This window comes from Mycolicibacterium sp. XJ1819 (assembly GCF_053483675.1).
The window spans coordinates 74,248-91,086 of record NZ_JBEFST010000013.1 but is presented as its reverse complement, the minus strand read 5'-3'; the positions used below and the strand labels follow the sequence as shown (position 1 = coordinate 91,086).

Here is a 16,839-nt window from a genome sequence, read left to right as displayed (position 1 = left end):
CATTATCTGTGTCCTTCCCTGAAGGTGTGGGTTAGTCGATGACGTGCCCGCCGCTCGGTTCCGTGTAACGGGCGTCTTCGACCTGGTGGAAAAGCTCTGCGGCCGAACGTATTGCGCTGGCAAGGGATTCGATGGCCGCGGTTTCCTCCTCCGAGGACGACCAGCGCGTCAGCGGGGTCATCGCGGGGTCCTTCGCTGTTGGCATGCCGTTGGGATCAACAGGTGGTTGGTGGTGCGCCGTTGATATGCGTCGCCTGCGCGCAGCACGTCGGCGTCTGCGAACGGCCGTCCGCTGATGGACATCGAGAGGGGTGTGTTCTCGCTGGAGAGGCCGATCGGCACGGCAAGCGTCGGGTTGCCAAGCGGATTCCAGTAGAACGTGTGCATTGACGCGCTCGTCGGGTTGAGCGCTGTGAGGTTGAGATGGTCCATGATGGTGTCAATCCGGGGTGCACCGAGATGACCGGTCGGCGTCACGACGAGATCGACGTGCGCGAACAGTTCGGCAATCCGCTGCCGCGCAACGCGACGAACACGTTGCGCCTGTACATAATCGGCCCCGGTGACCGCTTCACCCGCCGCCAGCGCGATGCGGGTGCCCCGGCCGTAGTCCTCCCACCGGGACTGCAGCGTCGGGCGGTGGTAGGCATGGGCTTCGGCGAGCATCACGATCATGGTCATGGCGGTCAGCTCGGTGTACAGGGGTAGCTCCACCGGAACGGTCGTGGCGCCTGCGTCCTCGAGTACGCGTACCGCGGCGGCGAATAGTTCGGGCTGTCTGGGGTCGATCCCGCCAGCCGCGTAGCGATCGAGGTTGTCGACACCCACGGTGACACCGGACAGATCGCCCGTGAGCGCTTTGGAGTGGTCAGGCACTGAGGCCGGGGAACTGTAGGGATCGGCTGCGTCGGCGCCGGCGATGATCGTCAGAAGGAGTGCGCAGTCGGCGGCCGATCGGGCCATCGGGCCGACGTGGTCGACGGTGAATCCCAGCGGCACCACGCCCGACTTGGGCACCCGGCCGAACGTCGGCATCAAGCCACTGACGCCGTTGAAGGCGGCGGGAACTCGGATGCTACCGCCGGTGTCGGTGCCGATTGCACCGAGAAACATGCCCGCCGCCACGCCGCTGCCCGAGCCCGAACTCGAACCGCCTGCCCAGCGATCGGTGTCCCACGGGTTGCGGGGAACAGGAAACGGTTTCTCGGGATCCGGGGGGCCGACGGAAAACTCCAATGTGGTGGTCTTTCCGGTCACGATCGCGCCAGCCCTTTCGAGCCGCTGCACCACGGTGCATGTGCCGACCGATCTGGTCCAGGCCTGATCGAGAACCAAGCTCTGCGCCGTGGTGGGGCCGTGGGAGCAGACAAGGATGTCCTTGATGCCCAGCGGAATGCCGTCGAGTGGTTTTAGCGGCAGACCGGCAGCGATCTTCTCGTCGACGTGTGCGGCACGCGCACGCGCGAATTCGATGAAGCGCGAGAGAAATACCCCGATTCGCTCGTCGTCGGCATCGGCTGCCGCGATCGCGTCCTCAATCAGATCGGTGGCTGTCACCGCCCCGCTCCGCAGCGAATGGGCTGCGTCGGTGATCGTCTGACACCGACGAGCTGGGGAGGCTTCGCCGGCGCCGGATTCGAATCGTCGCAGAGACACGAGTGCCAGCATCGCGGGGACGGCGCTGGGTGTCTTGTAGAAATGTTTGCCAGCCGGGCTACGCAGCCGTCGTCGCCGCCGCGCCCATCACCCCTTGCGTGTCTGCTCGTCGGCGGGCCAAGCGATGTCGTCGACCGCAAGCCAGGGCGCCGCCCCCACCGCCGTGGGTGTCACGCCCGCGAACTCCATCACATCTCGGTAGAGGTGGGACTGATCGACGAAACCGCATTCCACCGCGACCATGGCGGGGCTGTGGCCGGCGGCGAGTCGGTGTGCGGCGTAGTCGAAACGGACCAGCCGCGCGGCGCGCTTGGGCGTGAGGCCGATTTGGCTCCGGAACCGGGACCACAGCCGTTCGCGGCTCCACCCGACCTGCGTGGCGAGCGGCCCGACGCGGGCCCGACCCCGGGTCGTCATCACCCGCCGCCAGGCGAAGGCGACTTCTGGATCCACTGCGGGACCGACGTCGCGCCGTCGAGCGAGCGCGGCCGCAGCGATTGCGAAGCGTTCGTCCCATGAGCCGGCAGCCTGCAACTGCTCCTGGGTTCGCGTGGCTTCGCGACCCCAGAGATCTTCGAGTGTGACGACGGTTGCGTTGAATTCTGAGCCGGCGCCCAACACCGAACGCGCGAGCACCGGCGACAGCCGAATCTGCAGACAGCCGACCTGCCTGCCACAAAACTCGGCCCGAACGCCCGCGGACCAGAGCCCGGCGACCACGCTGCCTCGCTGTGCCGCTCCGTCCGGGCCCCCGATCCGCAACTCGTCGTCCAGATCGACGAACACCGTCACCGCGGGGTGCGGGATCATCTGCATCTCGAAGGGAGCGTCGGGCCGGCCGCAGAACCCCGCCATGCTGACCCCGGGCAACCGAATGGCGGGCGAGGCAACCGCGACATGCACCACCCCGGCGGCGACGCGGACCGGCCTGGCGGGCCACGCACCGCGTAATTTGTTCCGTGTCACCCAGCTACCCACCTTATTCCTGTGCCACAGCTCGCATTACAGTGTAAGGTTTAGGGGACACGATAGCGACGGTCTGCCGCCGCTGTGGCAGGCCTACCCGGCCGACGTCGCGACGACGGCCTGCCGCGTCGAGCTTCGTGACGCGGGGAAGGGTGACCGAGTCGTGGCGACCACAGTGCTGAGGGTGCGCCTGTTCAGGTGATCGGTGAGTCGGTGACCGGCGAGGCGTCCACGCTGTCCCAGAATGCGTTCCAGGACGCCGAACGCGGCAGATTCGGCCGGCCCGCGAGTTCCCAGCCCTCGAAACCGACCTGTTGCGGACTTTCCGTAAGATCGGCTGCATACCAATGCTTTTCCTTGCGACGGTGGAATAACCACTCGTCGTCGACCTTGCGGTACTCGTCGTCGTAGCGGATCGCCATCACGACCCAGCGATCGCCGACTTCGTGTTCGGCGCGGCAGTAGACACTGCCCGTCGCGTGGTGCTCGTCGACGATGTCGACGCGGTGGCCGACGATCTGGTGAATCGAGCGGTAGAACTGCCGTAGCAACGGGGTTATCTGCTCGCGCAGCGCATCCCGTCCGACGGCGTCGCCGACCCTGACGTCCGGCACGAACAATCCTACCCAGCCGTCGACGTCACGATCGTCGACGGCCAGTGCGTATCTGATGGGCAGTTGCCCGATGGCCAGCATGTCTTCGACATACCGCAGACGCGCCTCGAGCGACTTATCCTGTTGGGCGGCCATCAGAACAGGTCTCCGCCCGTCGCGGACGCGGTGGTGCCGGTCTTCTCGAACGCCCGCACTACGCCGCGGCCGACCGTCCAGCGATGCACCTCGTCGGGGCCGTCGATGATCCTGTTCATCCGCGCTTCGGACAGCCAGGCAGCAAGCGGCAGGTCATGGGTCAAGCCCAGGGAGCCGTGGATCTGTATGGCCATGTCGATGACATCGATCAGCATGTGGGCGATGTAAGTCTTGGCGATCGAGTTCTCGATGCGCAGATCGAGTCCCTTCTCCATCTTGTACGCGAGGTGCAGCACCATCAGCCGCGAAAGGTAGAGCCTCTCGGCGCAGTCGGCCAGCATCCACTGGATGCCCTGTCGGTCGGCGACGCGCTCTCCGAACGTGACTCGTTCGCATGCCCGCGCAGTTGCCATGTCCACCGCGGCCTGCGCCTTGGCGATGCTCCACATGCCGTGCCGCAATCGGCCGTATCCGAGCCGGTGCTGACCCATCGCGAAGCCCCGACCAAGGCCACCCACGATGTTCTCGTCGGGCACCACGAGGTCGCGGATCCGAACCTCGGCATGCCCCATCGTGACTTCGTCGCCGTACGACGGGCCGTCGTGCTCACCCATCACCGGGATGTTGCGCACGATCTCGAAGCCGTCGTTGGGCAGTTCCACCAGGAAGGTGGAGTACTGCTCGTGTCGGGGCGCGTCCGGGTCGGTCTTCGCCATCACCAGCGCCAGTTGGGAAATCGACGCGCCTGAGGTGAACCACTTCTCACCGTTGAGCACCCACGACGATCCGTCTCGCACAGCGGTCGTCTGCATCCCGGTGGCATCGGCACCGGCGGCGCGCTCGGTCATGGCGAAGCACACTCGAATGTCGCCGTTGACCAACGGCACCAGGTAGCGCTTCTTCTGTTCCTCGGTGCCATGGTCGATGAGGGTCAACATGGTGGCGTCCTGCGGCCCCATGCAGTTCATCGCCCACGCAGCCAGATGCGTGAACGACCGGCCGACCTCGACCTGAACCACCGCGTTCGCCAAGTGCCCCAACCCCATCCCGCCGTACTCGACAGGTACGAACGGGCACCACAGGCCCCGGTCGCGAGCCACCTTCTGCAATTCACCGACGAGGTCGAAGAACGGCCGGGTGCCGATTTCGCGCTCGGCGGGCAGCACCACCTCGTCGATGAATGCGGCGACGCGCAAGCGTACCTCACGCACGTCCTCGGGCAGCTCGAAGTCGATCATGGTGACGTACGCTGTCACTATTGACAGTCACTGTCAACCACGGTTAGCGTCCGGGCATGCACATCGACGTCGAACGGCTCGACGCCTGGATCGGCGATCGACTGCCCGGTGCGGGAAATCCGTTGACTGCCGAACGCATCGGCGCGGCAACCGGAATCGCCAACGCGCTGTACAAGGTGAGCCGTGGGGAGCACGCGTGGGTGCTACGGCGGCCGCCCGCCGTGAAGAACGATCCGAGCGCGTCCAACATCCTGCGCGAGTGGCGGATTCTCACCGCACTGGAAGGCACCCCGGTCCCGCATCCGGAACCGGTTCTGCTCTGCGGGGACACGTCGGTGCTGGGGGCGCCGTTCATGCTCATGGCGGTCGTGGACGGGTTCACGCCGGGCTTCGAGCTGCCGGAACCGTTTGCCGGAATTCCGTCCCACCGCCGCGATCTCGCGATGGCCTATGTCGACGGCCTCGCCGAACTTGCGTCGGTGGACTGGCGGTCCTGCGGTCTGGACGGGCTGGGCAAGCCGGACGGCTTCCTGGAGCGGCAGGTGCCCAGATGGTTGGCGCAGCTGGATCGCTACCGCACAAGAGATCTCCCCGAACTCGAATACCTCTGTGACTGGCTGACGGCCAACACCCCGAGGATGAGCTCGCCCGGGATCATCCACGGCGATTACAGCCCGTTCAACGTGATGGTCGCGCCGGACCCGCCGGCACGCCTGGCCGCGATCGTGGACTGGGACACCGGGACGATCGGCGATCCGCTGCTGGACATCGGGCACCTGCTGGCGCGTTGGACCGAACCCGGGGAGGAGCCCGTGGTGTCGGTGCAGGCCGGCGGCGTCGACGGTTACCCGTCTCGGGCCGAGATGGCGCAGCGCTATGCCGAACGCACCGGACGCGATCTCTCGAGCCTGGCGTACTACGAGGCGCTGGCGCTGTTCAAGCTCGCCATCATCCTGGAGGGCTCACACGCTCGCCAGGTGCAGTCGGGCGTCGATCCCGATCGCACCGACATGGGCGGCTATGTGACCAGGCTGCTGCGTGGTGCGGCCGAGTTCGCCCGAGGGGTCCGCACGTGACCGAACAGCTCACCGAACGCCGCCGCAGGCTACTGCGAGACGACATCAGTCGGATCGCAGTGAACCTGTTCGCCGAGAGGGGATTCGACAACGTCACCGTCGGCGAGATCGCGGCCGCGGCGGGACTTTCGGAACGAACCTTCTTCCGCTACTTCGCCACCAAGGATGAGCTGCTGCTCGAATACGAGAACCATCTGTGGCTTCGGCTAGGCGAGGCGCTGGCGGCACGTCCGCGTCACGAAGGTCCCGTCACCGCGTTGCGCGAGGCTTTCCTGGCCACCTCGCACGTCGAACCACAGGATCGCGACCGGGTCGTCCAACTCGGCCGCATCCTGGCGCAGGCGCCCGATCTGCAGGCCCGTAGCCGCGGCCGGCGGCTCGTCGACGACGACGAGATCGTCGAACTCGTGGCCAAGCGGATCGGCGGCTCCCGGACCAAGAGCCGGGCGACCGCGCGGGTGGTTGTCGCCGCGATGAACGCCGTGGCGGGAACGGAATTCAGCGCGTGGGTGGCCGCGGGCGGTCGCGGCGACCCGGCCACCCGCATCGGTGAGGCGTTGCGGATGCTTGAAACCGGGCTCTCTCAATTTGATGCGAAAACCACAGCGTCATGAACGATCTCTTCGACCTCACCGGTCGCATCGCCCTGGTCACCGGTGCCACCCGCGGCATCGGCAGGTCCATCGCCGAAACCCTCGCCGCGGCAGGGGCGCACGTGTTCGTGGTCAGTCGCACCGCCGATGCATGTGAACAGACCGCGGCTGAGATCGGGGATTCCGGCGGACGCGCGACGGCCATAGCGGCGAACGTGAACCGCTGGGCGGAATGCGATCGCCTGGTCCAGCGTGCCTATGAGGAGGCGGGACGAATCGACATTCTCGTGAACAACGCCGGATCCTCGCCGCGCTATGACAGCGTCGACGCCATCTCCGAGGAACTGTTCGACAAGACCGTCGCGCTCAACCTCAAGGGCCCGTTTCGGCTCACGGCGCTGATCGGTAAGAAGATGGCCGCCGCCGACGGTGGCGCAATCGTCAACGTCAGCACCATTTCCGCCCAGGTGGGCGCCGCTCACGCGATCGTCTACGCGGCGGCGAAGGCCGGCATGAACAACCTCACCAAGTCGTTCGCCCAGGCCTTCGCGCCGAAGGTCCGGGTCAACGCGGTCATGCCAGGGGCCGTCGACACCGACGTGGTGAAGGCGTGGCCACCGCACGAGCGCGAGTTCGCCGCGTCCAGGGCGCTGCTCGGCAGGCTCGGCCAGCCGGACGAGATCGCCGGGGCCGTACAGTATTTGGCGAGCGATGCCGCGAGTTTCACGACTGGTCAGGTGTTCGCTGTCGACGGCGGACTGTCGTGAGCGCGACGATGGATCTGACGGGACGCTGCGCGGTGGTCACCGGAGGCGGTCACGGCATCGGCCGCGCCCTGGCCGAGGAGTTGACGGCGCGCAGCGCCAAGGTGGTGGTCGCCGACCTCAACGCGGCGCGCGCGCAGAAGGTGGCCAAACGGATCGGCGGCCTGGCCGTGGAGTGCGACGTGGGGTCGCCGGAGGCGGTCAACGATTTGGTGTCGCGCGCCGAGAAGGCATTCGGACCGGTGTCGGTGTTCTGTTCTAACGCAGGCTTTTCCGACAGCGGCGACGGACTCACCGCGTCCGCTGACAACCTGCGCCGCATCGTCGAGGTGAATCTGCTCAGCCACGTGTGGGCCGCGCAGGCCGTGCTTCCCGGAATGCTCGAACGCGGCGAGGGCTGGCTGGTGCAGACCATCTCGTCGGCGGCGTTGATCACCGGGCCGTCGTTCATGGGATACACGCTGACCAAACACGGCGCGCTCGGGTTCGCGGAGTGGGTGGCGCTCAACTACGCCCACCGCGGCATCCAGGTCACCTGCCTGTGCCCGAACGCCGTCAACACCGGCATGCTCGGCCGCAACGAAGACGACGAGAACGCCGCCGACCGTCCGGACCTCGGCGCGCTGGGGGAGATCGTCGAACCGGAGCAATGCGCACGCCAGGCGCTCGACGCCGCGGCGGCGGGACGGTTCCTGGTGCTGCCCCATCCGCGCGTCGGGACGTCGTTCCTGCGCAAGGCCACCGATTACGACGCCTGGTTGGCGCATACGAATCAACGACTCCAGCGCATGCGCGGATAGAAAGGACCACCAATGCGACTCGAGGACAAGGTCATCACGATCACCGGATCGGGTTCGGGGCTCGGCCGTACCGCGGCCCGCCTGTTCGCCGAGCAGGGTGCTCGTCTGGTCGTCAGTGATGTGGTGCCCGGGCGGGCGCAGGCCGTCGCCGACCAGATCGCCGAGGACGGCGGAGAGGCGATCGCGATGGATGCGGACGTCCGCGTCGAAGCCGACATGCAGCGACTCGTCGACCGCACGATCGAGCGGTTCGGCCGCATCGACGTGATGTGGGGCAACGCGGGCATCCCCGAACCCGGTTTCGGCATGCAGGGCTTCGTGGACTCGACACTCGACGACTGGAACAACATCTTCGCGGTCAACGTGACCGGGATCTATCTCGCGTGGCGCATCGCGGCAAAGTGGATGATCGCCAACAACCGGGGCGGGACGCTGCTGGCCACCACGTCGGCCGCGTCGTTCACGGCGTATCCCGGCTTCCCGATGTACGCGGCGTCGAAGGCCGCGGGCAACGGCCTGGTGCGCGCCGCCGCGCTCGAACTGGGCAAGTACGGCATCCGGGCCAACGCGTTGTGCCCCACCCACGGCATGTCGGTCAACTTCGCGCTACCACCCGACGCCGAGGTGCTGGGCAAGTCATACGAGGAGATGACGCCGTGGGATCCGGACAACCGTGCGATGCCGCTGCGGTTGGACCGTCCGCCCCAGCTGTTGGACAACGCCTATCTCGCGCTGTTCTTGGCGTCCGACGAATCCGCCTACATGTCCGGGCAGACGATCGCGTCGGGCGACGGCGGGCAATTCGCCAGGACATCGATCATCTTCCCGACCGACCTGGGGCAGTCCGACGACATCACGTCCGGGGCATTGCCCGAGGAGGTGCGCAGCGAACTGAACAGGTGAGCTACTGTGCCTCACATCACGTTACAGTGTAAGGTCAATCGGCAGCCCCGCTAACCGCCCGGAGGATGAGTTCTGATGACGCAAGCGACGAAATTCGACCCTCGACTCGCGCCGATCGCGCAGTACGTCAAGTCGATGGCGAGCCCCCAGGCGTTCTACAGCGAGAAGGCCGGCAAGGTCCGCGCGGAACGAGTCAACGGGGTGGTGACCCTCTACCGGTTCGACGACATCATCAAGATCAACCGGCACCCGGCGATTCTCGGCAACGGTGGCCAGGGCGGCAGTTTCGGCAACGACAACCCGCTGATCCCGCTCGAGATCGACGGTGAGGACCACAAGAAGTGGCGACGGTTGCTCGACCCGATCTTCGGGCCCAAGCAGATTGCCCCGCTGGAGGTCCAGATCCGTGCGCTGGCAGGCGACCTCATCGACAAGTTTCTCTCACGCGGAGAAGCAGAACTGCACGACGAATTCTGCGAGCCGCTGCCGTCGCTGATTTTTCTGCGGCTGGTCGGGGCGCCGATCGAAGACCTCGACTTCTTCCTCGACTTCAAGAACGGGGTCATCCACCCCGAGGGCGACACGCTCGAGGAGATCGAGGCCAACATGGCGGTGGCCGGCGGCAAGCTGCTCGAGTACTTCGTCAAGTTCCTCGCCGAGCGCCGCAAGGAGACCGAAGAGAAGAACGACGTCATCGCGGTGCTGCTGCGCTCCGAGGTCGACGGTAAGCCCATCGAGGAACTCGACCTGCTCAACATCATGTTCCTGTTGATGTTCGCCGGCCTCGACACCGTGACGTCCTCGCTGACGTGCATCATCTCTTGGCTCGCCCAGAACCCCGAGGCGCGGGACCGACTCGTCGCCGATCGGTCGCTGCTGCCGGCCGCGATCGAGGAGATCATGCGCTACGAGTCGCCGGTGCCCGCCGGTCAACGGCACGCGACCGAGGACATCGACCTCGGCGACGGCCTGGTGATCAAGGCCGGCGAGGCGATCCACGCGATCTGGGCGGCGGCCAACGTCGACCCCACCCACTACGACAATCCGCTGGAGGTCGATTTCAACCGCGGCCGCGCCCCGAACATGGTGTTCGCCAGCGGCACCCACCGCTGTCTCGGCTCCCATCTCGCCCGCATGGAGCTGCGGGTCGCACTCGACGAGATCCTCAACCGGATCCCGGACTTCACCGTGCCGAACCCCGAAGACCTTGTCTACGACAACGTCTCGGTACGCGCAGTGCTGAAGCTCCCCGTCACCTTCACGCCGAGGTGATCGATGCGTCAAGTCGATCTGACCATCGACGTCACGACGGCATGTGAGCTCAATCGGCCGCTTGTGATCGCTGCGACGGCGTTCCTGCCATCGCCAGAGCGCCTGGTCCCCGGTCACCCGGTCGTGTTCGCGCTGCCGGGCGGCGGGTACTCCCGCGGCTACTACGACATGCACTTTGACGGGTACGACGGTTACAGCCAAGCCGCCCACCATGTCGAGCAGGGACTGATCCTGGTCGCCATCGACCACCTCGGCGTCGGCGACAGCACCCCGGAGGTCGCCGAGGTGGTGCGCATCGAGGACATCGCGGCGGCCAATGACGCAGCGGTGCGCCAGATTGCGGAAAAACTGCGAGACGGCACCCTGGCTGACGGGTACCCGGCGGTCGACGTCGGGGCCCGGATCGGAATGGGCCAGTCGATGGGTGGCGGTGTCACGGTCATCATGGCGGGCAGGCACCAAACCTACGACGCTGTAGCTGTTCTCGGCTACAGCGGGATCCACACCGTCCTTCCGCAGCGCAGCGCCGAGGACGCGCAGTACGTCGAGAAATTCGACTACAGCCGCGACGACGGCCCTGAGGGGCTCTCGATGGAAGCCTCAGCGGCCGCGATTCCTGACTTCCTCTACCCCTTTCACTACGAGGACGTCCCCGCTGACATCGTCGCCGCCGACACCTCCGGTGGGTACCCGCTCCGTGAGACGTCACCGCCATTCGGCAGCAAGACGGTGCCGCTGTGTGTGGTTGGCATGCTCTCGCCGGGCTACATCAGTACCGAGGCGGCCGCGCTCACGATTCCGGTGTTCATCGGTCTGGGCGAGCGCGACACCGCGCCCGAGCCGCACCGGGAACCGGCAGCCTACAGCGCCTCACCCGATGTGAGCCTGTACATCGTCGAACGCATGGCGCATATGCACAACTTCGCCTCGACCCGGAAGAAGCTGTGGGACAGGCTCGCTGCGTGGTTCGAGGCGGTCAGCGGCGGCGTCGCGACCGCTTCTTCGCGTCAAGCTGAGCCTGCAGGCCGGCGATGATCGTGTCGACGCCGTAGTTGAAGAAGTCGCGTCCGCGAATCCCGGCGAGATGGGGGACCAGGCGCTGCAGCGTGTCCTCCAGCTCGTCGGGATTCACCGTCTGCGGATCAGGCGTTTTCACTTCCACGACCTGGTAGCGGCCGAACAGGTAGGTGTGGATCATCGCGTACGAGAGGAACACCTCGGCACCTTCGAATCCCGCCTCGATCAGGATTTCCATGATCCCGTTCATCAGCCGCCGGTGGGTGTTCTGCATCCGTTCGAGCATGACCGCCGCGATCCCGGGATGATCGTGCAGCCGGGCGTCGATACCGGTGAGGACTTCGCGCAGCCGTTCCTCCCACGTGCCCGAATCAGGCTCGGGGAGTTTGACTTCCGACAGCAACTTGTTCGTCACCAGGTCGAGAAGTTCATTTTTGTCGTTGACGTACCAGTACGGCGCCATCGCGGAGCGCCCGAGCTCACGGGACAATCGGCGCATCGACAACGCGTCGAGGCCTTCGGCGCGGATGATCTTCAGCGCGGCGTCGATGATCTGCGCTTCGGTCAGCGTCGGTGGCTTGCCGCGCCTGGCGGTGCCCGACGCCGAGCCCGCCGTCTCCTTCGCCATGATGGCCCGCTCCGTTCGGTCGTCTACTTTGCCGCATTGATGTTAGATCACCGACGCTCGGCTACGTGGGATGAAATACCCAGGCAGTACCTCTTGGCCGCATCAACGTTACAGTGTAAGGTCAATGCCAGCCGCCGTGATGCGCAATGCGAAGGAGCCTTCAACCATGACCCAGGTTGCCGAACGTTCACGCGAGACCGCCGAACGCGAAAAGATCTGGGCGCACTCGGGTGATTCCCACGTGCTGGAACCCGACGATCTCTGGACGACGCGGTTGCCGAAGCGGTTGGCCGATCGTGCACCGCGCACCGAGCGCGGGGAGAAGTACGAGACGATCTACGTCGACGGCCAACAGCGCAACCGGATGCTCAACGACTTTCTGGACTCGTTCCGTCCGCCCGGCGCATCCGATATCGCCGTACGGCTTCGTGACCTCGACCAAGAGGGGGTGCAATGCCAGTTGGCGTTCCCCTCCACCGGATTCTGGTCAGTGGATGTCGAGGATCCCGAGCTGGCCCGAGCGGTCGCCCGCGCGTGGAACGAGTGGGCGCGCGACGACGTGATGTCCTGGCAGAAGCGGATTTTCACACCGGCGATCGTGCCGTTGACGGATGTCGCCGACTCGGTCGCGGAACTGGAATGGGCGGCAGAGCAAGGCTTCCAGGCCATTTTCCTGCCGTGCAAAATGCCCGAGGAAAAGGAGTGGGGATTCGATCTGTGGGAGCCGCTGTGGGCTGCCGCGGAGGCCAACAACATCGTGCTCGCGTACCACATCGGGACGGGCGGCGAGAACGTCGTCTATCGCGGTCCCGGTGGTGCGGTGGTCAACTACATGGAGACCACCTACCCGGGCATGCGGGTGGTGTCGCATCTGGTCGCCGGTGGTGCGCTCGACCGCCATCCCGAGTTGAAGGTGCTGATCGCCGAGGGAGGCGCGGGCTGGGTTCCGGCCATCGCCGACCGGATGGACGAGGCCTACCGCCAACACGGGATGATGGTGCGCCCCAAACTATCCCGGCTGCCAAGTGAGATCATCCGCCAACAGGTTTATGCGTCGTTCCAGCACGATGTCAGCGCCGTGCAGATCCTCGAAAGCACCGGATACCGCAACGTGATGTGGGGGGACGACTACCCGCATCTGGAGGGCACCTACGGGCACACCCAGGAGACGTTGCACGGGTTGTTCGACGGAATCGATCCGGAGATCAAGGACCGGGTTCTGCGGGGAACCTTCGAGGAACTGTTCACCGTGCCCGATCTGGACGGCGCCGCCACGCGGTGACCGATACCGCTGCGGCGCGCCGCCCGACGCCCGATCCGCAGAGTGATTGGGCCGCCACCCGTGGCGTGCTGATGAGTTACGCCTACCTCGGGTCGCGGCCGCGGGTCGTCGATTCGACGAGCGCCGAGAACGTGCTCGAACTACGGTCGGACCTGCGCACGGCCGCGGGTGCCGTGCTGGCGTCGCCGCTGGCGATCGCGATGCTCGACACCGCCACCGCCAACGTGGAGTCCATGCGTGTGCAGGCGGTCACGCAGGTCGACGTCGACATCGTCGATTGCGCCATGGACACGCGTCGGGCCCGTCTGGCGGGCCGGGTCACCACCGAGATGCAGTCGCAGCTCTTCACCGAGGCCCGGATTTGTGACGCCGACGACCCCGGCCGGCACATCGGCTTCGGCACCGCGAACTGGGCGGTGCTCGGCCACGCCCCGCACCGGTTCTGCTTCCCGCGGCCCGCGCCGACCGAGCCTGATTGGGTTGGTCTGCCGCCGTTGTGGCATGCCTACTCCGGACGCCGCCGGGATGGCCACACGGTGGAGATTCCCCGGCTGCCCCTCGAGGTCGGGGTGGAGTGGTTGCACCACAGCCCGATGCTGGTGGTGACCGAAGCCGTCGCGCTGCACTGTGCGGCCGAGGAGCTGGGCACCTCCGATCTGGTCGTCGAGCATCTCGCGATGACGGTGGTCGCTCCTGGCCGGGTGGGCCCGTTCCTCGCGGTCCCGGTGTTCACCGCGATCGAAGGCGACTCAATGGGCTGCCGGGTCGAACTGCGCGATGCCGGTCGCGGCGACCGCCTGATCGCCGCGACATACGTGCGCATGCGGATGTATGGCTGACGCCCCTTGTGACGTACATAACTTTATGCTGTAAAATTGGTGTTCGTTACTCGACGGCAAGGAGGCCTTGGTGGCGGCGATCTGCACCGGACTGAACGTGCTCGAAATCGGCTCGGGAAGCGCAGCGGCCTCGATGGCCGGCATGGTGCTCGCGGATGCCGGCGCCAGAGTCGTCAAAGTCGAGCCCCCACAAGGTGACCGGCTGCGCAGCGACAATCCCAACGGTTTCCTGGTGTGGAACCGGGGCAAGGAGAGTCTGGTTGCCGACCTGCGTACCGCGGAAGGGCAACAGACATTCCGAGACCTCGCGCTGAACGCCGACGTCGTCATCGAGGGGTTCGCGCCGGGGCGGACGGCACAGTGGGGGTTAGGCCGAGACGACCTGTGTGCGGCGAATCCCGGGCTGATTCACTGCTCGATAACGGGTTTCGGTCACACCGGCCCGTACGCCGGATTGAAGGCCTATGACTCGCTGGTCGCGGCCAAGGCCGGTCTGTGGGCTCGCGGCAGTTGGGCCCACCGCGAAGGTCCGATCATGTTCCCGGTGCCGTGGGGCAGTTTCGGTGCGGCGATGCAGTCGGTCGCGGGCGTTCTGGGCGCGCTGTTGGTGCGCGATGAGACCGGGCGTGGACAGGCACTGGATTCGACGTTGGTGGCGGGTCTGGATCCGATCGACTACTTCGTGTCGACGGTCGTGCAGGTGATGGCCAAACGTGGCGAGAAGCCCAGCTCCGATGCGCGGGCGGCGATGTCGGCGAGCAGGTTCGGCGTGCTGCTGGCCACCAGGGACGGCCGGTTCGTGCAGACCTCGACGATGTTGCCGCATCAGGGCAAGGCGTTGTGCGAGGTCGCCGGGATCGGGCACGTGCTGGAGGATCCTCGCTTCGCGGGCTTGCCGACATTCGCGAATGCCGAAGACGCCCAGGAATGGGAGGACCTGCTGCTGGAGGCGTTCCGGGAAAAGGATCTCGACCATTGGCTGCCGCTGCTGGAGGCCAGCCCCGATGTCGCGTTCGAGGTGGCGGTCACCAGTGAGGAGGGGCTGGCCCACCCGCAGGTCGTGCACAACGGTGACGTGGTGACCGTCGACGACCCGGTCAAGGGCGCGATTCGTCAGGTCGGGCCCGTAGGCCACTTCGCGAAGACCCCGATCGGCCCGACAAAGTCAGCGCCTGAACTCGGTGCCAACGAGGGACCCCTGGTGGCCCACGACGTCCCGGCGGGTGGGGCGCCGGCGCCCAAGCATCCCTTCGAGGGCATCACGGTCGTCGAATTCGGCTGCTTCTACGCCATGCCCTACGGCACCGCGATGCTGGCCGCCCTCGGCGCCCGCGTCATCAAGATCGAGGACGCCGGCGGGGACCCGCACCGAAACTCGTTCGGACCCGAGGTGGCGAGCACCAAGACCACCGCGGGCAAGGAGAGCTTGTCGGTCGACCTGCGCACCGCCGAAGGCCGCGCAGTGGCGCAGCAGGTGGTGGCGAAGGCCGACGCGTTCGTCAACGGGTTCCGCACCGGGGTGGCCGAGAAGTGGGGTTTGGGCTACGAGGAACTCGCCGAGATCAATCCGCGCCTGCTCTACGTGCACGCCGCCGGCTACGGCACCGACGGCCCGTACGCGCACCGCGCGCTGTATGCGCAGGCTGCCCAGACCGTCGCGGGAAGCTTCGGGCGCCAGGTCGGCTACTGGATCGATCCCGCACAAAGCGAAGGCTTCTCGGTGATGGAGTTGCAGGCGGTGGTGCTACCCCGGCTGAACATGCTCGTCGACGGGGACAGCAACGCGGCGCTGGCACTGCTGGCGGCGCTGTCGCTGGGGCTGTACCACCAGCGCAGAACCGGTGTCGGGCAGTTCATGAGGACATCGATGATCGGCGGCAACGCCTGGGCCTATTCCGACGATTTCTGCACCTACGACGGCAAACCGCCGATCGCGCTGTGCGACGACGAGTACTACGGGACGGGCGCGCTTGATCGACTGTACGCGGCCAGCGGCGACGGCTGGGTATGCCTGGCGGCCCGGTCCGACAAGGAATTTGCCGCGCTGGTCGCCGCGCTCGGAGCGCCCCAACTGGCCACCGACGAACGGTTCGCCTCCGCGCAGAGCCGCGCGGCCAACGACAACGAACTTCAGGGATTGCTCGCCGCCCGGTTCACCGAAAAGACCGCGGCCGAATGGGAATCGGAGCTGTCGGCTGCCGGTGTCGGCTGCGTGGAGGTGAATCTGCTGGGCCAGCCCATCTTCACCGTGTATGACCCGGTGCTGCGCGAGACGGGGCTGACCATCGTCGCCGAGCATCCGGTGTTCGGCGAGATGGTCCGTGCCGCACCGCCGGTCGCGTTCTCGGAGACCCCCGGCCGAGTGGCGCCGCCGTGCCTGCGCGGCCAGCACAACCGGGCGATACTCACCGAACTGGGCTACAGCGAGGCCGATATCACCAAGCTCGAAGAGCTCAACGCCATCATTCCTCCCGCCTGATGCTGGCACGCGAACTGCGGTCCGTGCAGGAGGCGTGCGACGTCGTCGCCGTCAACCACCTCGCGGCCGCATACGCCGAGGCGGTTTCGCGCGGTGAGATCGCCGAGGCCTGTATGACCTATGCCGAGGACGGCGAACTACATTCGCCGACAACCCCACCGGCGATCGGCCGGGCGGCGGTCACCGAGACCATCACGAAGACCTGCGCGGATCTGGAGTTCGTGTTCCAGACTGTGCATCTGGGCCTGGTGACCGTCGACGGCGACACGGCACGTGCTCGATTTCCGATCACCGAGTGGGCGCGGCGTCGTTCGGACGGGCGACCGATCCAGTTCCTCGGGGTCTACGACGACGTGTGCGTGCGCACTTCGGACGGTTGGCGGTTTGCGCGGAGGACGTTGCTGCCCAAGACGATCGGCAAGCCGGAGGGCCTCACGGGTCGAGCGATACCGCTGGATCCACCGACGCTCGGTCCTTAAGCGCCGAACGTTGATTACCGCTCGAGAAATCAAAAGATTCTCGAGCGGTAATCAACGTTCGGCGCGAGGCTAGGTGTCGGACAGGGTATGACGGCGCA

The 16,839-nt window shown here is 66.4% G+C and carries 17 protein-coding genes; 11 read left to right on the top strand and 6 right to left on the bottom strand.

The window, feature by feature from the left end; all coding sequences use genetic code 11:
- Nucleotides 1–31 precede the first annotated feature (31 nt).
- The 5 genes from ABQE89_RS15890 to ABQE89_RS15870 form a co-directional block, all read right to left on the bottom strand.
- Entirely contained in the window at nt 32–181 is a 150-nt protein-coding gene (locus ABQE89_RS15890) for a hypothetical protein (protein WP_448418203.1), read from the bottom strand.
- Nucleotides 178–1,557 (bottom strand): amidase, encoded by a 1,380-nt coding sequence (locus tag ABQE89_RS15885; protein ID WP_448418201.1) that lies wholly within the window; start codon nt 1,555–1,557, stop codon nt 178–180. The genes ABQE89_RS15890 and ABQE89_RS15885 overlap by 4 nt, the downstream gene beginning before the upstream one ends.
- Before the next feature lie 186 nt (nt 1,558–1,743).
- Entirely contained in the window at nt 1,744–2,622 is an 879-nt protein-coding gene (locus ABQE89_RS15880; protein WP_448418199.1) for a helix-turn-helix domain-containing protein, read from the bottom strand.
- A 194-nt stretch (nt 2,623–2,816) separates the two neighbouring features.
- The gene (locus tag ABQE89_RS15875) at nt 2,817–3,371 is read right to left on the bottom strand and encodes a nuclear transport factor 2 family protein (protein WP_448418197.1); all 555 of its coding nucleotides are present in this window, start codon (nt 3,369–3,371) and stop codon (nt 2,817–2,819) included.
- Nucleotides 3,371–4,609 carry an acyl-CoA dehydrogenase family protein gene (locus ABQE89_RS15870; RefSeq protein ID WP_448418195.1) on the bottom strand — a complete coding sequence of 413 codons (1,239 nt, stop codon included), beginning with the start codon at nt 4,607–4,609 and terminating at the stop codon, nt 3,371–3,373. Before ABQE89_RS15870 ends, ABQE89_RS15875 begins: the two co-directional genes overlap by 1 nt.
- A 56-nt stretch (nt 4,610–4,665) precedes the next feature.
- On the opposite strand from ABQE89_RS15870, the gene ABQE89_RS15865 reads away from it, so the two are divergent.
- The 7 genes from ABQE89_RS15865 to ABQE89_RS15835 all read left to right on the top strand — a co-directional run bounded on the left by ABQE89_RS15865 (nt 4,666) and on the right by ABQE89_RS15835 (nt 11,052).
- Complete coding sequence (locus ABQE89_RS15865; RefSeq protein WP_448418193.1) at nt 4,666–5,685, top strand: phosphotransferase family protein; 1,020 nt, start codon at nt 4,666–4,668, stop codon at nt 5,683–5,685.
- On the top strand, nt 5,682–6,299 hold the full coding sequence (locus ABQE89_RS15860) for a TetR family transcriptional regulator (protein WP_448418191.1): 618 nt from the start codon (nt 5,682–5,684) through the stop codon (nt 6,297–6,299). Before ABQE89_RS15865 ends, ABQE89_RS15860 begins: the two co-directional genes overlap by 4 nt.
- Nucleotides 6,296–7,045, top strand: a complete 750-nt coding sequence (locus ABQE89_RS15855) for an SDR family NAD(P)-dependent oxidoreductase (protein ID WP_448418189.1) — start codon at nt 6,296–6,298, stop codon at nt 7,043–7,045. The genes ABQE89_RS15860 and ABQE89_RS15855 overlap by 4 nt, the downstream gene beginning before the upstream one ends.
- Nucleotides 7,042–7,842 (top strand): SDR family oxidoreductase, encoded by an 801-nt coding sequence (locus tag ABQE89_RS15850; RefSeq protein WP_448418187.1) that lies wholly within the window; start codon nt 7,042–7,044, stop codon nt 7,840–7,842. Before ABQE89_RS15855 ends, ABQE89_RS15850 begins: the two co-directional genes overlap by 4 nt.
- Before the next feature lie 12 nt (nt 7,843–7,854).
- Nucleotides 7,855–8,745, top strand: a complete 891-nt coding sequence (locus tag ABQE89_RS15845; RefSeq protein WP_448418185.1) for an SDR family NAD(P)-dependent oxidoreductase — start codon at nt 7,855–7,857, stop codon at nt 8,743–8,745.
- Nucleotides 8,746–8,820: 75 nt separating this feature from the next.
- The gene (locus ABQE89_RS15840; protein ID WP_448418183.1) at nt 8,821–10,017 is read left to right on the top strand and encodes a cytochrome P450; all 1,197 of its coding nucleotides are present in this window, start codon (nt 8,821–8,823) and stop codon (nt 10,015–10,017) included.
- A 3-nt stretch (nt 10,018–10,020) separates the two neighbouring features.
- Nucleotides 10,021–11,052 (top strand): alpha/beta hydrolase, encoded by a 1,032-nt coding sequence (locus ABQE89_RS15835; RefSeq protein WP_448418181.1) that lies wholly within the window; start codon nt 10,021–10,023, stop codon nt 11,050–11,052.
- Here the strand turns inward: ABQE89_RS15835 and ABQE89_RS15830 are convergent.
- Nucleotides 10,994–11,662: a TetR/AcrR family transcriptional regulator C-terminal domain-containing protein gene (locus ABQE89_RS15830; RefSeq protein WP_448418179.1), complete on the bottom strand. Its 669-nt coding sequence runs from the start codon at nt 11,660–11,662 to the stop codon at nt 10,994–10,996. The two genes, ABQE89_RS15835 and ABQE89_RS15830, sit on opposite strands and share 59 nt — an antisense overlap.
- A gap of 166 nt (nt 11,663–11,828) precedes the next feature.
- On the opposite strand from ABQE89_RS15830, the gene ABQE89_RS15825 reads away from it, so the two are divergent.
- From ABQE89_RS15825 to ABQE89_RS15810, 4 genes are all read left to right on the top strand, one after another.
- Nucleotides 11,829–12,944 (top strand): amidohydrolase family protein, encoded by a 1,116-nt coding sequence (locus ABQE89_RS15825; RefSeq protein ID WP_448418177.1) that lies wholly within the window; start codon nt 11,829–11,831, stop codon nt 12,942–12,944.
- Entirely contained in the window at nt 12,941–13,783 is an 843-nt protein-coding gene (locus ABQE89_RS15820) for a hypothetical protein (RefSeq protein WP_448418175.1), read from the top strand. Before ABQE89_RS15825 ends, ABQE89_RS15820 begins: the two co-directional genes overlap by 4 nt.
- A 70-nt stretch (nt 13,784–13,853) precedes the next feature.
- The gene (locus tag ABQE89_RS15815; protein ID WP_448418173.1) at nt 13,854–16,262 is read left to right on the top strand and encodes a CaiB/BaiF CoA transferase family protein; all 2,409 of its coding nucleotides are present in this window, start codon (nt 13,854–13,856) and stop codon (nt 16,260–16,262) included.
- Nucleotides 16,262–16,741: a nuclear transport factor 2 family protein gene (locus ABQE89_RS15810; RefSeq protein ID WP_448418171.1), complete on the top strand. Its 480-nt coding sequence runs from the start codon at nt 16,262–16,264 to the stop codon at nt 16,739–16,741. The genes ABQE89_RS15815 and ABQE89_RS15810 overlap by 1 nt, the downstream gene beginning before the upstream one ends.
- Nucleotides 16,742–16,839: the final 98 nt, after the last annotated feature.